General features: G+C 67.9%; 12 protein-coding genes. 9 read left to right on the forward strand and 3 right to left on the reverse strand.

The window, feature by feature from the left end:
- Positions 1 to 70: 70 nt before the first annotated feature.
- A complete protein-coding gene (locus FDA38_RS37965) occupies positions 71 to 763 on the forward strand; it encodes a hypothetical protein (RefSeq protein ID WP_137258990.1) in 693 nt (230 codons plus the stop codon).
- 51 nt (positions 764 to 814) lie between these two features.
- On the opposite strand, the gene FDA38_RS37970 is transcribed toward FDA38_RS37965, so the two are convergent.
- Entirely contained in the window at positions 815 to 1,390 is a 576-nt protein-coding gene (locus tag FDA38_RS37970; protein WP_137258991.1) for a TetR/AcrR family transcriptional regulator, read from the reverse strand.
- A gap of 83 nt (positions 1,391 to 1,473) precedes the next feature.
- On the opposite strand from FDA38_RS37970, the gene FDA38_RS37975 reads away from it, so the two are divergent.
- From FDA38_RS37975 to FDA38_RS42810, 7 genes are all read left to right on the forward strand, one after another.
- Positions 1,474 to 2,355 (forward strand): NAD-dependent epimerase/dehydratase family protein, encoded by an 882-nt coding sequence (locus tag FDA38_RS37975; RefSeq protein WP_137258992.1) that lies wholly within the window; start codon positions 1,474 to 1,476, stop codon positions 2,353 to 2,355.
- A gap of 69 nt (positions 2,356 to 2,424) precedes the next feature.
- Entirely contained in the window at positions 2,425 to 2,850 is a 426-nt protein-coding gene (locus FDA38_RS37980; RefSeq protein WP_134107921.1) for a Fur family transcriptional regulator, read from the forward strand.
- 38 nt (positions 2,851 to 2,888) lie between these two features.
- Positions 2,889 to 5,117 carry a catalase/peroxidase HPI gene (gene katG, locus FDA38_RS37985; protein WP_137258993.1) on the forward strand — a complete coding sequence of 743 codons (2,229 nt, stop codon included), beginning with the start codon at positions 2,889 to 2,891 and terminating at the stop codon, positions 5,115 to 5,117.
- A 96-nt stretch (positions 5,118 to 5,213) separates the two neighbouring features.
- The gene (locus FDA38_RS37990; RefSeq protein WP_137258994.1) at positions 5,214 to 5,726 is read left to right on the forward strand and encodes a hypothetical protein; all 513 of its coding nucleotides are present in this window, start codon (positions 5,214 to 5,216) and stop codon (positions 5,724 to 5,726) included.
- A complete protein-coding gene (locus FDA38_RS37995) occupies positions 5,723 to 6,331 on the forward strand; it encodes a hypothetical protein (RefSeq protein ID WP_137258995.1) in 609 nt (202 codons plus the stop codon). The genes FDA38_RS37990 and FDA38_RS37995 overlap by 4 nt, the downstream gene beginning before the upstream one ends.
- Positions 6,332 to 6,406: 75 nt before the next feature.
- Positions 6,407 to 7,843, forward strand: a complete 1,437-nt coding sequence (locus tag FDA38_RS38000; protein ID WP_137258996.1) for a GuaB1 family IMP dehydrogenase-related protein — start codon at positions 6,407 to 6,409, stop codon at positions 7,841 to 7,843.
- Between the two features lie 393 nt (positions 7,844 to 8,236).
- Positions 8,237 to 9,220: a helix-turn-helix transcriptional regulator gene (locus tag FDA38_RS42810; RefSeq protein ID WP_202878023.1), complete on the forward strand. Its 984-nt coding sequence runs from the start codon at positions 8,237 to 8,239 to the stop codon at positions 9,218 to 9,220.
- Here the strand turns inward: FDA38_RS42810 and proS are convergent.
- Positions 9,217 to 10,629 (reverse strand): proline--tRNA ligase, encoded by a 1,413-nt coding sequence (proS, locus tag FDA38_RS38010; RefSeq protein WP_137258997.1) that lies wholly within the window; start codon positions 10,627 to 10,629, stop codon positions 9,217 to 9,219. The genes FDA38_RS42810 and proS overlap by 4 nt on opposite strands.
- A 156-nt stretch (positions 10,630 to 10,785) precedes the next feature.
- Here proS and FDA38_RS38015 point away from each other — a divergent pair, with 156 nt between their 5' ends.
- On the forward strand, positions 10,786 to 11,799 hold the full coding sequence (locus tag FDA38_RS38015) for a metallophosphoesterase (protein ID WP_137258998.1): 1,014 nt from the start codon (positions 10,786 to 10,788) through the stop codon (positions 11,797 to 11,799).
- Positions 11,800 to 11,845: 46 nt separating this feature from the next.
- Here FDA38_RS38015 and FDA38_RS38020 read toward each other — a convergent pair whose 3' ends face one another.
- On the reverse strand, positions 11,846 to 14,062 hold the full coding sequence (locus FDA38_RS38020; RefSeq protein WP_137258999.1) for an NADP-dependent isocitrate dehydrogenase: 2,217 nt from the start codon (positions 14,060 to 14,062) through the stop codon (positions 11,846 to 11,848).
- Positions 14,063 to 14,098 lie beyond the last annotated feature (36 nt).

Genomic DNA, 14,098 nt, shown 5'->3' on the forward strand with positions numbered 1-14,098 from the left:
GGCAATGGCGAGACTTAGCGTCTCGTCATGAGACGAGACGTCTCGTCCACCACAAGAGGGGATCAAGACCATGCCGGAAGCCGTGGTTCGCAGGTATGCAGGACTGTTCGGGGTCATCGCGAGCGCGCTGATCGTCGTCCAGGTGCCGCTGTACTTCCTCTACTCAGGTGCTCCGCCGGACTGGAACATCCTGACCCGCAGCCTGATCGGGATCGTGGGCTGCGTCTTCTACATCCTGTTCTTCACCGGACTGCGCCAGCTGATCCATCAGGTCGACGTCGCGTCGGACTGGATCGCGGGCGTGATCCAGACGGCCGGGCTGTTGTGGGTCGCGATGGTGTTCGTGCCGCAGTCGATGGAGGCCGGCGCCGCGATCGTCACCGACCACGACATCGACACCACGAAGGAGGGCCCGTTCGCGGGAGCGCAGTACCTGATGCAGGGCCTGATCTCACGGCTGCTGATGGGGTTGTTCCTGATCGCACTCGGGATCGTCGTCTATCGGTTGCGGTTGCTGCCGAAGTGGGTCGGCTGGTCCGCGTTCGTGCTCGCGGCGATCAACCTCGCCTTCGTGCCGGCGCTGTACTTCGGTGACGACCCGGCGAACTTCTACAGCGCCCAGGGCTGGGGTACGACGGCCAGCATGGGCGCACTGTGGAGCCTCTGGACCCTTGCCGTGAGCATCAGCGTCCTCCGCAGCTCCCGCCGGGCTGCGGTCCACGCTCGGCCCACGCGCGCTTCGGTCCCGGCCGCGGCCGGCTGAGCTTGCGCAGTACGTGCCTGAAGCAAGGATCTGCCTCAGGCGCGTACTGTCTCAGCCCAACGAAGCGCTGGCTGCGCGCAGCTCTGCGAGGGCGGCCAATGCGTGTGGCGCCAGACCCGCTTCGTCGTGTTCCAGTTGCATCCATTCGGTGTAGCCGCGCTTGAAGGCCAGGACGCCCAGTTCGGCGGCCAGGTGGGCGACGGGGTCCGGGACGCCGCGGGTCAGAAGAGCGTCGGTCATCGCCTTTGCGAGGCCGACGCTCTTCAGCGCATCACGTTCCTGGAGTTCGGTGCTGGCGGCGACGGCAGCCTTCAGGCGGGGGCCGAGCTCGCGGTTCATCGGCCCCATCGCGCTCGAGGCGCGCTCCAGCCCGGCGGCGATCGCGTCGACCGGACCTGCATCCTCGGGTGCGTCGGTGATCCCCTCGACCAGCAGGCGGCACAGGGTTTCCTGGCCGGCCACGAGGAGTTCGCGCTTGTCGGGGAAGTGGCGGAAGAAGGTGCTCTTCGTGACTCCGGCCCGTTCGGCGATCTGGGCGACCGTGGTCGCGTCGTAGCCCTGATCGGCGAAGAGGTCCACGGCGGCCAGGATCAGTCGTTCGCGTGCACCGGGTTCCCATCGCGCCATACCCTGATTGTAGGTGATGGGACCTTTGTCTCGTCAGTGCTACTGTGATGGGACAAAGGTCCCATCACGTTCAGGAGTGTCTGATGCAGGTATTCATCACCGGTGGAAGCGGGCTGATCGGGTCGGCCGTGGTTGCGGAGTTGCTGGCGAACGGGCATGCGGTTCTTGCCCTGGCTCGGTCCGATGCCGCTGCGGCTGGGTTGAAGGAGGCCGGGTCTGCGGTTGTTCGCGGGAGCCTTGCGGATCTGGAGGTGCTTCAGGCTGGTGCCGCGGAGTCGGACGGGGTGATTCACCTTGCCTTTAGCAACGACTTCAGCAGTCCGGAGGCGGTGGCGGCGGGTGTTGCCGAGGAGGGGGCCGCGCTGGCGGTGTTGGGGGAGGCGCTGGTGGGGAGTGGGCGTCCGTTGGTGACGGTTTCGGGTACGCCGTGGGTGGCGGGACGGGTGGCGACGGAGGCCGACCCGTTGCCGCTTGACGGGCCGGTTGGTGGGCGAGGGCGGTCTGTGATGGGCGTGCTCGGACTGGCGGAGCGTGGGGTCCGGAGTGCCGCCGTACGGATGCCGCGGACTGTTCACAATCGGGGGACCGGCGGGTTCGCCGGCTTGCTGACCGACATCGCGCGGCGCGCTGGGGTGTCCGGTTACCCCGGTGATGGCACGCAGCGGTGGCCGGCTGTGCATGCGTTGGATGCGGCGGTGCTGTTCCGGTTGGTTCTCGAGAATGCGCCGGCCGGCACGGCGTGGCATGCGGTGGATGGCGAGGGCGACGCCGTACGGGAGATCGCTGCGGTGATCGGTCGACGGCTCGGGCTGCCGGTCCAGGCTGTGCCGGAGGAGACGTACGGCCCGCTCGGTCCGATCTTCGCGACCGACCAGCCGGCGTCCAGTGTTCACACCCGGGATGTGCTCGGTTGGAAGCCTGAACACCCGAATCTGCTGGCGGACCTGGAGAACCTTCAGGCCTGAGTTGTCTCAGGTTGAGAATCGCGGCAGCTAATCTTGACTCGTTCCAGAAAACGCGGAAGACTGCGACGCGTGCCGACGGTGGATGAGCTCCAGGGGTTGTTGCGTGGGGTCTCGTTGCGGGTGACCCGGCCGCGGGTGGCGGTGCTGGCCGCGGTCTACGAGCATCCGCATGCGGACACGGACTCCATTATTGGTGCCGTGCGCAACGAATTGCCCCAGGCGTCGCACCAGGCGGTCTACGACTCGCTGCACACGTTGACGGCGGCGGGCCTGGTGCGGCGGATCCAGCCGTTGGGGTCGGTGGCGCGGTACGAGTCGCGCGTGGGTGACAACCACCACCACGCCGTCTGCCGGTCGTGCGGTGCCATCGCCGACGTCGACTGTGCGGTCGGGCATGCGCCCTGTCTGACCGCGTCCGAGGACCACGGGTTCGTCATCGACGAGGCCGAGGTCATCTACTGGGGCTTGTGCGCCGACTGCTCACGCCGTACCTGAATCTTCCATCGAAAAAGTCCAGTCCTGGAAGGAATCTGATGTCCGAGATCCATGAGCCACTGCCCGGTGAAGGCAGCGAGGAGAGCCGCGGCGAAGAGGATGCGCAGGCGTCCGGCGGTTGCCCCGTAGCCCACGGTCAGGGTGCACACCCGACCAGCGGGAACGCGAATCGCGGCTGGTGGCCGAACCAGCTGAACCTGAAGATCCTGGCCAAGAACCCCGCGGTCGCGAACCCGCTCGGCGAGGAGTTCGACTACGCCGCCGCGTTCCAGAGCCTCGACCTGGCCGCGGTGAAGGCCGACATCGCCGAGGTGCTGACCACCTCGCAGGACTGGTGGCCGGCCGACTTCGGGCACTACGGCCCGCTGATGATCCGGATGGCCTGGCACAGCGCCGGCACCTACCGGATCAGCGACGGCCGCGGTGGCGCCGGTGCTGGTCAGCAGCGGTTCGCCCCGCTGAACAGCTGGCCGGACAACGCCAACCTGGACAAGGCGCGCCGGCTGCTCTGGCCGGTGAAGAAGAAGTACGGCCAGAAGATCTCCTGGGCCGACCTGCTGATCCTGACCGGCAACGTCGCGCTCGAGACGATGGGCTTCAAGACCTTCGGGTACGCCGGTGGCCGCGCGGACGTGTGGGAGCCGGAGGACGACGTCTACTGGGGCCCCGAGACCACATGGCTCGGCGACGAGCGCTACACCGGCGACCGTGAGCTGGAGAAGCCGCTCGGTGCGGTCCAGATGGGTCTGATCTACGTGAACCCGGAAGGCCCGAACGGCAACCCGGACCCGATCGCCTCGGCCCGCGACATCCGCGAGACCTTCGGCCGGATGGCGATGAACGACGAGGAGACCGTCGCGCTGATCGCCGGTGGTCACACCTTCGGCAAGACCCACGGTGCGGCCGACCCGGAGCAGTACGTCGGCGCCGAGCCCGAGGGCGCGCCGATGGACCACCAGGGCCTCGGCTGGCGCAACACGTACAACTCCGGCGCCGGTCCGGACGCGATCACCAGCGGCCTCGAGGTCACCTGGACGACGACGCCGGCCAAGTGGGGCAACGACTTCTTCACCATCCTGTTCGGCTACGAGTGGGAGCTGACGAAGAGCCCGGCCGGTGCGAACCAGTGGGTCGCGAAGGACGCCGAGGAGATCATCCCGAACGCGTTCGACCCGAACAAGAAGCAGAAGCCGACCATGCTCACCACGGACCTGGCGCTGCGGTTCGACCCGATCTACGAGCCGATCTCGCGCCGGTTCAAGGACAACCCGGACGAGTTCGCGGACGCGTTCGCGCGGGCCTGGTTCAAGCTGACCCACCGCGACATGGGTCCGGTCGTCCGGTACCTCGGCCCGGAGGTTCCGAGCGAGGTGCTGATCTGGCAGGACCCGCTGCCGGCCGTCGACCACGAGCTGATCAACGCCGACGACGTGACCGCGCTCAAGGCAGCGATCGCGGCGTCGGGGCTCTCGGTCTCGCAGCTCGTCTCGACCGCGTGGGCGTCGGCGTCGACGTTCCGTGGCAGTGACAAGCGTGGTGGCGCCAACGGTGCGCGCATCCGTCTGCAGCCGCAGGCCGGCTGGGAGATCAACAAGCCGGACGAGCTGGCGCAGGTACTGCGGACGCTCGAAGGCATCCAGCAGTCGTTCGGCAAGCCGGTCTCGCTGGCCGACGTGATCGTCCTCGCCGGCGGTGTCGGTGTGGAGGTCGCGGCCAAGAACGCCGGGTACGACGTCGTCGTACCGTTCACCCCGGGCCGTACGGACGCGTCGGCGGAGCAGACCGACTCCGACTCGTTCGCCGCACTCGAGCCGGTCGCGGACGGGTTCCGCAACTACTACGGCAAGGGCAACCGGCTCCCGGCGGAGTACCTGCTGCTGGACCGGGCGAACCTGCTCACGCTGAGCGCGCCGGAGCTGACCGTGCTGGTCGGCGGCCTGCGCGTCCTCGGTACGAACTACGACGGCTCGAAGGCCGGCGTCCTCACCGACAACCCGGGCACGCTCACGAACGACTTCTTCGTGAACCTGCTCGACCTCGGCACCGAATGGCACGCCGCGGACGACAGCCAGGAGACGTTCGAGGGCTCGGTCGACGGCAAGGTCAAGTGGACCGGCACCCGCGCCGACCTCGTCTTCGGCTCGAACTCCGAGCTCCGCGCCGTCGCCGAGGTCTACGCCGCCGACGACGCGAAGGACAAGTTCGTCACGGACTTCGTGGCCGCGTGGCAGAAGGTCATGGAGCTGGACCGCTTCGACCTGCGGTGAAATAAGCGCAAACGGAACCGGCTCCCCTGTCAGGGGAGCCGGTTTTGTGCTGTGGATAAGTCTGGGCAGGCCACTGCGGCGTCGTAGAGTCGGGGTGTGGCTACTGATGGTTCCGGGATTCGGTCGGTCGATGACGTACGGCGTGATGTCGTAGGGGTGCTGGCCCGGTTCCGGCGTGGGCGGACGATGCCGTTCAGCTTCGGCGACGGCGGGGTGCCGGAGGCGGTGCTGCTCACGTACGACCAGTTCGAGGACCTCGGCGGGGAGTCGAAGTTCGAGCGTCGCCCTGGTGTGGTCGCGGCGCAGACGGTGGCGGATGAGCTGGCGTCGATGGTCAGCGCGATCCGGGCCGGGTCGTTCGCGCCGGTGGTGTGGGGCGACGACGGTGAGCCGGAGGCCGTCATCATGTCGACCTCGCAGTACCGGCAATTGCGCGGCGACGACGAACCCCCGCCCGGCACGATCGACGATCCGACACATCGTGTGTACGCGTCCGAGCCCTTGCCGACCAGCCGTCCGATGACCCTGGACGAATTCGCCGAGATGATGGGTCCGGAGACCCAGCGGATCCTCGAGGAGCTCCGTCAGGAAGACGACACCTCGCATTGACGTCCACCGACGGCTACGAGCTGATCATCGGCGACGGGTTCGCGATGGACTTCCGACGGCTCACAGCGGCGGCAGGAAGAAACCCAGGCGGACCCGAAGACTACGTGCGCCGACAGGTCCTTCGTGAAATGGGACAGCTCGCGGCCGGGACATCGGACGGGCGCCATGCGCTCGGATATGAGTCCGGGAAAGGGGATCTGCGGGACTGCGTTACCGCATATCTGCAATCTGATCCGCAGGCGAAGGCTGACTATCGGTTGGTGTTTCGGGAGATGCCGGCGGTCGCGCCTGGGGAGTTGCCGCGGCGGGAGTTGTTGGCGGTCAAGCCGCGGCGAGGTGCCGGGAACATCTACGAGCACACGTGCGCACGGCTCAATCGGAATCTGCATGACCGTCAGCCAGGTTTGAACGCCTTCGGTGATCGGATGCCCAGCCTCAAGCAGAACCAGGCCCAGCGGCAGGCTGAGCTCGATGCCAACCGGGCGATCGCCCACGCCTTCCCCGGACAGGTGCCCTTGGCAACATCCCGTCCGTTGGCGGCATCGCAGTTCGGCAACCGGCGGGCGGACTCGCCACCGCCTCAGGGCCAGGGTCTCGACCGATGAGTGCGGGTTCGCTTGTTCGGGGGTACCTGACGTGTCAGGCTAGGTGGGTTTTGTTCTCGGGCGAAGGGGTCTGCCATGCGGTTTCATCTCGAGCGGGAGTCGGTGGGGGACCTTACGTTCAGTGACGTGTTCCTGGTGCCCAATCGGTCCCGGGTCGCGTCGCGGTTGGATGTTGATCTGTCGACCGGGGACGGGAGCGGCGCATCGATTCCGGTGATCGCCGCGAATATGACGGCGGTCTCGGGGCGGCGGATGGCGGAGACGATGGCTCGGGGTGGCGGGCTGGCGGTGATTCCGCAGGACATTCCGGTGGATGTGGTGGCCGACGTGGTTGCTTGGGTCAAGCAGCGGGATCCGGTGCATGACACCGCGCTGACGCTGCCGCCGACGGGGACCGTCGGTGAGGCGTTGAACCTGCTGCCGAAGCGGAATCACGGCGCGGTGGTCGTCGTCGATCACGGGCGGCCGGTCGGGGTAGTGACCGAGGCGGATTGTGCCGGCGTCGACCGGTTCACCCAGCTCGAAGGGATCATGTCCCGCGAGTTGCTGACCTTGCCGCAGGGGACCGACCCGGAGGCGGCGTTCAACCAACTGCACGACGGCCGGCACCGGCTCGCGCCGGTCGTGGATGCCAACGACCAGATTGTCGGCATTCTGACCCGGCAGCGCGCGCTCCGCGCCACTCTGTACAACCCGGCGCTGGACGCGAACGGCAAGCTCCGGATCGCCGCCGCGATCGGGATCAACGGGGACGCCGAGCAGAAGGCCAAGGCGTTGCTCGACGTCGGCATCGACGTACTCGTGATCGACACCGCGCACGGTCATCAGGAGCGGATGCTCGAGGTCGTCGAGCGGGTTCGCGCCCTGGGTCCGACCGTGCCGATCGTGGCCGGCAACGTGGTCACCGCCGAGGGCGTCACGGATCTCGTCAACGCCGGCGCGGACATCGTGAAGGTCGGTGTCGGGCCGGGCGCGATGTGTACGACGCGGATGCAGACGGCGGTCGGTCGTCCGCAGTTCTCCGCCGTACTCGAATGTGCGACGCGGGCCCGTGAGCTCGGCAAGCACGTCTGGGCGGACGGCGGCGTACGGTACCCGCGCGACGTCGCGCTCGCCCTGGCCGCGGGGGCGTCGAGCGTGATGATCGGCTCGTGGTTCGCCGGTACGTACGAGTCGCCCGGCGACCCGCACCGGGACAGCCAGGGGCGGATCTACAAGGAGAGCTTCGGGATGGCGTCCGCGCGGGCGGTGCGGTCCCGGACGGCCGACGACACGCCGTTCCAGCGGGCCCGGAAGAGCATCTTCGAGGAGGGCATCTCGACCGCCCGAATGTACCTCGACCCGGAGCGCCCGAGCGTCGAGGACGTGCTTGACTCGATCGTCTCCGGCATCCGCAGCTCCTGCACGTACGTCGGTGCCGCGAACCTCGCCGAGTTCCACGAGCGCGCCGTGGTCGGACTGCAGACGGCCGCCGGGTACGCCGAGGGCAAGCCGCTCGACACCAGCTGGTAGCTGTAATCGTATACAAACGGTCTCACCCGCGGGATGAGATTGAGGGCACAACAAGATCATGCGGCGGGCGATGGTCACCGTCGGCGTTCGGTGGCACCGTGTAGTCAGCGGGGGGAGGATGGGACACCGGAACAACCGTCGGGGGGTCGCCGATCTCGCAGGGGGCGTGGGATCGATCGACGCGGGGGCTCAACGTTTACAGGTGTCCCACTTCGTGGTCGCGGGTGGTGCAGGAGGGCTCGGCCGAGGCTTGGGAGGGCGACTCGGGAGCTCACACTCACCGCCCGCGACTGCAGTTTGTCCACAGATCGTCGCGCATCGCTTGGCAAGCCGCGGGTTACGGCGGCATAGTCAAGGGATCGATGCTGCCGTGGTGTGTGGGGAGCCGACGTTGTGGAGTCAGACAAGGTTGCCCCGCTGCGGGTTGACGCGGAGACCGCGATCATCCTGCGCGAGGCCTACCACAAGATCGAAGCGCTCTTCCGCTCCGACCACTACGGACTGTATGACTACGTCCGGGTCGTAGCCGGGAAGGTCGCGCGCGTCGACGCGTTCTTCGTCGGGTTCCTGCAGGGCAGCAGCCGGGTCCGCTACCCGTACGGGTACGACGTCGGCCACTACGTCAGCCCGGACACCCACAACTTCGGGCCGAACGGGCAGACCGCGTGGGTGGTGAAGCACCGGCAGACGTACCGGTTCGCCTACGACAACGGGTTCGCGCTGCATGCCGGCGTACCGGTGGGGGATCTGGGGCGGCGGTCCGAGGACGCGGTGACCGTGCCGATCTTCCGGCCGGCCAAGGACGGGCCCGATCAGCTGTTCGGCATGCTGTCGATGCAGAGCTACGAGCCCAAGGCGTACGACGACAACGCGGTCCGGGCGTTCGAGTGGTTGTGTGCCGTCGTCGAGCGCGTACTGACCCGTGAAGGCGAGGACCGGGAGGCGTTGCGCCGGCTGCCCGCGGGCGACGTCGGGCCGAATCTGCTCACGTCCGACCACGTGATGGAGTACCTGACGCACCGGGTCGCGTCGATCCGGGAGATGGCGAACGAGGCGGAGAAGGAGCCCGATGTGAGCGCCGCCGTCCGGACGCATCTCGAGCGGATCATCGACGCGACCGAGCACATCCAGTCCGAGCTGATCGAGATGCTGATGGAGACCGACGAGGGGCCTGAGCGTCGGTTCACCAGTCTGACCAAGGCGCAGCAGGCGGTCGCCGTGCTGCTCGCCGACGGCCTCGACAACGACCAGTTGGCCGCTGAGCTCGGCGTCAGCCTCAACACCGTCAAAACGCACCTGAGCGCGATCCTCCGCAAGTACGGCTTGCGTAACCGCGCCCAGGTCAGCGACGACGTCCGGAAGTACCTCGCCCGCTAGTACGACCGCGCGACGTACGCGATCAGGTCGGGCTCGGTGTCGTCGAGCGGCAGGGTGCCGTCCGGGCGTTGGAGGCAACGGACAGTGACGCCGGACTCGGCCAGGCGGTCCTCGCCCTCTTCTCCGACGGCGTCGTACGGGAGGCTGGCCCAGCCGGCCGCGGCCACCTCCACTGCTTCGTCGACGGTCGACACCGCGGTGGTGCGTGCGGTGTGGCGAGCTGTCGCTTCCTGCAGCAGATGCGCCTGGTCGGTGTCGATCGCGTCGACGACGGTCGACGTGAGGTCGGAGAGGTTGACGGCGGTCTTGGCAGAGTCGCGGAGACGCCGTACGACGGTTGCCGCGCCCGCGGCCAGGTCGCGCGGGCCGAGCTCGATGCGGATCGGGACGCCCTTGAGCTCCCAGTTGACCGCGCGGCGGCCGAACGGCTGGTCGGTGCGGTCGTCGACCGTCACGCGCAGCCCCGCGGACTCGAGGTCGTCGGCGATGCGGCGGGCGGCTTCGATCGTTTCGTCTCTTACCGCGAGTACGACGACCTGGATCGGCGCGACCGCGGGCGGGACGCGGAGGCCGGCGTCGTCGCCGTGCACCATGATCAGGCCGCCGACCATGCGGGTGGTGCTGCCCCAGGAGGTGGTCCAGGCGAGCTCGCGTTCACCGTCGCTCGACAGATAGTTGATGTCGAAGGCGCGGGCGAAGTTCTGGCCGAGCTCGTGCGAGGTGCACATCTGCAGGGCTTTGCCGTCACCGGTCATCGCTTCCAGCGTCATGGTGTTGATCGCGCCGGCGAAGCGTTCGCGCCGGGTCTTGCGGCCGGCGACAACGGGGATCGCGAGGACGTTGACCATGACGTCGCGATAGACGTCGTACAGGATCTTCGTGGCGTATGCGCGGGCGTCCTCGAAGGTGGCGTGGGCGGTGTGGCCTTCCTGCCAGAGGAATTCGGTGGTGCGGAGGAAGAGGCGCGGGCGCAGCTCCCAGCGGACTGCATTGGCCCATTGGTTGAGGAGGAGGGGCAGGTCGCGGTAGCTCTGGATCCACTTCGCCATGTACTCGCCGATGACGGTTTCCGAGGTCGGGCGGATGACGGCGGGCTCTTCGAGTTCCTTGCCGCCGGCATGCGTTACCACCGCGAGCTCGGGGCTGAAGCCTTCTACATGCTCGGCCTCACGTTGGAGGTAGCTCTCGGGGATCAGGAGCGGGAAGTAGGCGTTTGCCGCACCGGTCGCCTTGATCCGGCGGTTCATTGCCTCCTGCAACAGTTCCCAGATCCCGTAGCCATACGGTCGTACGACCATGGTCCCCCGCACCGGCCCGTTGTCGGCGAGCTCGGCTTTGGCAATCACATCCTGGAACCATCGGGGGTAGTCCGCGGCCTGCGAGGCAAGCACGGAACGGGAAGCTGTCATGTCGGCCAGTGTAGGAAGACCCCACGATGGCTGCCACGCATTTGCTGGCCGGCGCTATCAGCGGACTCTCAGCCGGTGAAGTTCATGCGGGAGTGCTCCGGTGTTCACCACCGGGCCGAAAAGTTGGCCCGTATCCCGCTCGGACTTGGAGGATTTGTGAGAGTACGTCGTGCGCCTGTGATCTCCGCGTGCCTTGCCCTGCTCGGGCTCGCGGTCGGTGTTCCGAACGCCGCCGCGGACCGCGGCCCGGATCCGTACACGTTCGCCGTGATCGGCGACATCCCCTACGGTGCAGCGCAGATCACCCGCTTCCCGAAGGTGATCGACCAGATCAACGCCGACCGGCAGGTCAAGCTGGTCACCCATCTCGGCGACATCAAGGACGGCTCGTCGGTCTGCAGCGACGAGTACTTCGCCCAGGTGAAGACGCAGTTCGACCGGTTCGCCGACCCGCTGGTGTACACCGTCGGGGACAACGAGTGGACCGACTGCCACCGCGCGAACAACGGCGGCTACAACCCGCTGGAGCGGCTGGCGAAGGTCCGGCAGGTGTTCTTCCCGCAGCCCGGCCGGACGCTCGGCCGGCACCCGGCGAAGGTCGAGAGCCAGGTCGCCCAGGGCATTCCGGAGGACGTCCGGTTCAGCCGCGACGACGTCGCGTTCGCGGCGTTGCACATCGTTGGCAGCAACAACAGTCTGGCGCCGTGGACGGGCAACACCACGGCCACGCCGGAGCAGACCGCCGAGGTGCTGAACCGTACGTCGGCCGTCATGCAGAGCATCCACGACACGTTCGCGCAGGCGCGTGCGGACCGGGACAAGGCCGTCGTACTGCTGACGCAGGCCGACATGTTCGACCCGACCGTGGCGAACCCGTCGTTCGCGGACTACTACGCGTTCCAGCCGATCGTGCAGGAGATCGCCCGCGAGTCGGCGAACTTCCGCGGCCCGGTGTACCTGTTCAACGGTGACAGCCACGTCTACAACAGCGACAAGCCGCTCTCGGCGAGCTCGTCCTGGACCAAGTTCTACGGCGTGACGACGCCGGCCGAGAACCTGTCCCGGGTCACCGTCGACGGCTCGACCGGGGTGAACAACTACCTGCGGGTGACGATCGACCCGCGCAAGCCCGCCGTACTGAGCTGGACCCGCGTGCCGTTCACGTCCTGAAACGCAAGAAGGCGCCCGGATCACCGGGCGCCTTCTGACCCATCGATCAGATCGACGCCAGGGCGTCGTTCCAGGTCTTGGACGGGCGCATGACGGCGGCCGCCTTGGCCGGGTCGGGCTGGTAGTAGCCGCCGAGGTCGACCGGGCTGCCCTGGACCGCCAGGAGCTCGTCGACGATGGTCTGCTCGTTCGCAGCCAGCGTCTCGGCCAGCGGCGCGAACGCCTTGGCCAGCTCGGCGTCGTCGGTCTGCTTGGCCAGCTCCTGGGCCCAGTAGAGGGACAGGTAGAAGTGGCTGCCGCGGTTGTCGATGCCGCCGACGCGGCGGGTCGGGGACTTGTCCTCGTTCAGGAACGTCGCGGTCGCGCGGTCAAGCGTGTCGGCGAGGATCTGAGCGCGGGCGTTGCCGGTCGCCTGGGCGAGGTGCTCGAAGCTCGCGGCCAGGGCGAAGAACTCGCCGAGGCTGTCCCAGCGCAGGTAGTTCTCCTTGACCAGCTGCTGCACGTGCTTCGGCGCCGAACCGCCGGCACCGGTCTCGAACAGTCCGCCGCCCGCCATCAGCGGCACGATCGACAGCATCTTCGCGCTGGTGCCGAGCTCGAGGATCGGGAACAGGTCGGTCAGGTAGTCACGCAGTACGTTGCCCGTCACCGAGATCGTGTTCTCGCCGCGGCGGATCCGCTCCAGCGAGAACTTGATCGCGTCCACCGGCGCGAGGATCCGGATGTCCAGGCCCTCGGTGTCGTGCTCGAACAGGTACGTCTGCACCTTCGCGATGATCTGGGCGTCGTGCGCGCGGGTCTCGTCCAGCCAGAACACCGCCGGGTCCCCGGTCGCGCGGGCCCGGTTGACGGCCAGCTTGACCCAGTCCTGGATCGGGGCGTCCTTGGTCTGGCAGGCGCGGAAGATGTCGCCGGCCGAGACCGCCTGCTCGAGGACGACCTCGCCGGCCTGGTTCACCAGCCGGACGCTGCCGGTGGTCTGGATCTCGAACGTCTTGTCGTGCGAGCCGTACTCCTCGGCCTTCTGCGCCATCAGGCCGACGTTCGGCACCGAGCCCATCGTGGCCGGGTCGAACGCGCCGTTCGCGCGGCAGTCGTCGAGGACCGCCTGGTAGATCCCGGAGTAGCTGTGGTCGGGCAGGACCGCGAGGGTGTCGTGCTCCTGGCCGTCCGGGCCCCACATGTGCCCCGACGTACGAATCATGGCCGGCATCGACGCGTCGACGATCACGTCCGACGGGACGTGCAGGTTGGTGATGCCCTTGTCCGAGTCGACCATCGCCAACTTCGGGCCGGCGGCGAGCTCGGCGTCGAAGGACGCCTTGATCTCGGCGCCCTCGGGCAGCGTCGCGATGCCGTGCAGGATGCCGCCGAGGCCGTCGTTCGGCGTCAGACCGGCCTTCGCGAGTACGTCGCCGTACTGCGCGAACGTCTCCGGGAAGAAGGCCCGGACGACGTGGCCGAAGATGATCGGGTCGGAGACCTTCATCATCGTGGCCTTCAGGTGGACCGAGAACAGCACGTCGTCGGCCTTCGCCTGGGCGACCTGCGCGGTCAGGAACTCGCGCAGCGCGGCCACGTGCAGGACCGACGCGTCGACGACCTCACCGGCCAGCACCGGGATCGACTCGCGCAGCACGGTGGTGGTCCCGTCGTCGCCGACCAGCTCGATCCGCAGCACGTCGTCGGACTCGAGCACGGCCGACTTCTCGGTTGACCGGAAGTCGTCGGTGTCCATCGTCGCGACGTTGGTCTTGGAGTCGGCACTCCAGGCGCCCATCCGGTGCGGGTGGGTCTTGGCGTAGTTCTTCACCGAGGCGGGCGCGCGGCGGTCTGAGTTGCCCTCGCGCAGTACCGGGTTCACCGCGGAGCCCTTGACCTTGTCGTAGCGGGCCTGGATCTCCCGCTCCTCGTCGGTCTTCGGCTCGTCCGGGTACTCCGGCAGCGCGTAGCCCTGGGACTGCAGCTCGGCGACCGCGGCCTTCAGCTGCGGGATCGAGGCCGAGACGTTCGGCAGCTTGATGATGTTCGCCTCGGGCGTCTTGGCCAGCTCACCGAGCTCGGTCAGCGCGTCCGCGATCCGCTGGTCGTCCTTCAGGTACTCCGGGAAGAGGGCCAGGATGCGGCCTGCCAGTGAGATGTCCCGGGTCTCCACCCCGACACCGGCCTGGCCGGCGTACGCCTGGACGACAGGGAGGAACGAGTACGTGGCGAGCGCCGGAGCCTCGTCGGTGTGGGTGTAGATGATCGTCGAGTCAGTCACAGCCCCACCCTAATGGGCCTTCCGGCCGGACCGTCC

Origin of the sequence: Kribbella jiaozuonensis (assembly GCF_005233875.1) — a bacterium.
Lineage (GTDB): Bacteria > Actinomycetota > Actinomycetes > Propionibacteriales > Kribbellaceae > Kribbella > Kribbella jiaozuonensis.

What these genes read in the sequence shown, in the direction of transcription:
- FDA38_RS37965 (WP_137258990.1), top strand. Translation starts at nt 71, where the DNA reads ATGCCGGAAGCCGTGGTTCGCAGGTATGCAGGACTGTTCGGGGTCATC.
- FDA38_RS38000 (WP_137258996.1), top strand. Translation starts at nt 6,407, where the DNA reads ATGCGGTTTCATCTCGAGCGGGAGTCGGTGGGGGACCTTACGTTCAGT.
- FDA38_RS37975 (WP_137258992.1), top strand. Translation starts at nt 1,474, where the DNA reads ATGCAGGTATTCATCACCGGTGGAAGCGGGCTGATCGGGTCGGCCGTG.
- katG (WP_137258993.1), top strand. Translation starts at nt 2,889, where the DNA reads ATGTCCGAGATCCATGAGCCACTGCCCGGTGAAGGCAGCGAGGAGAGC.
- FDA38_RS37970 (WP_137258991.1), bottom strand. Translation starts at nt 1,390, where the DNA reads ATGGCGCGATGGGAACCCGGTGCACGCGAACGACTGATCCTGGCCGCC.
- proS (WP_137258997.1), bottom strand. Translation starts at nt 10,629, where the DNA reads ATGACAGCTTCCCGTTCCGTGCTTGCCTCGCAGGCCGCGGACTACCCC.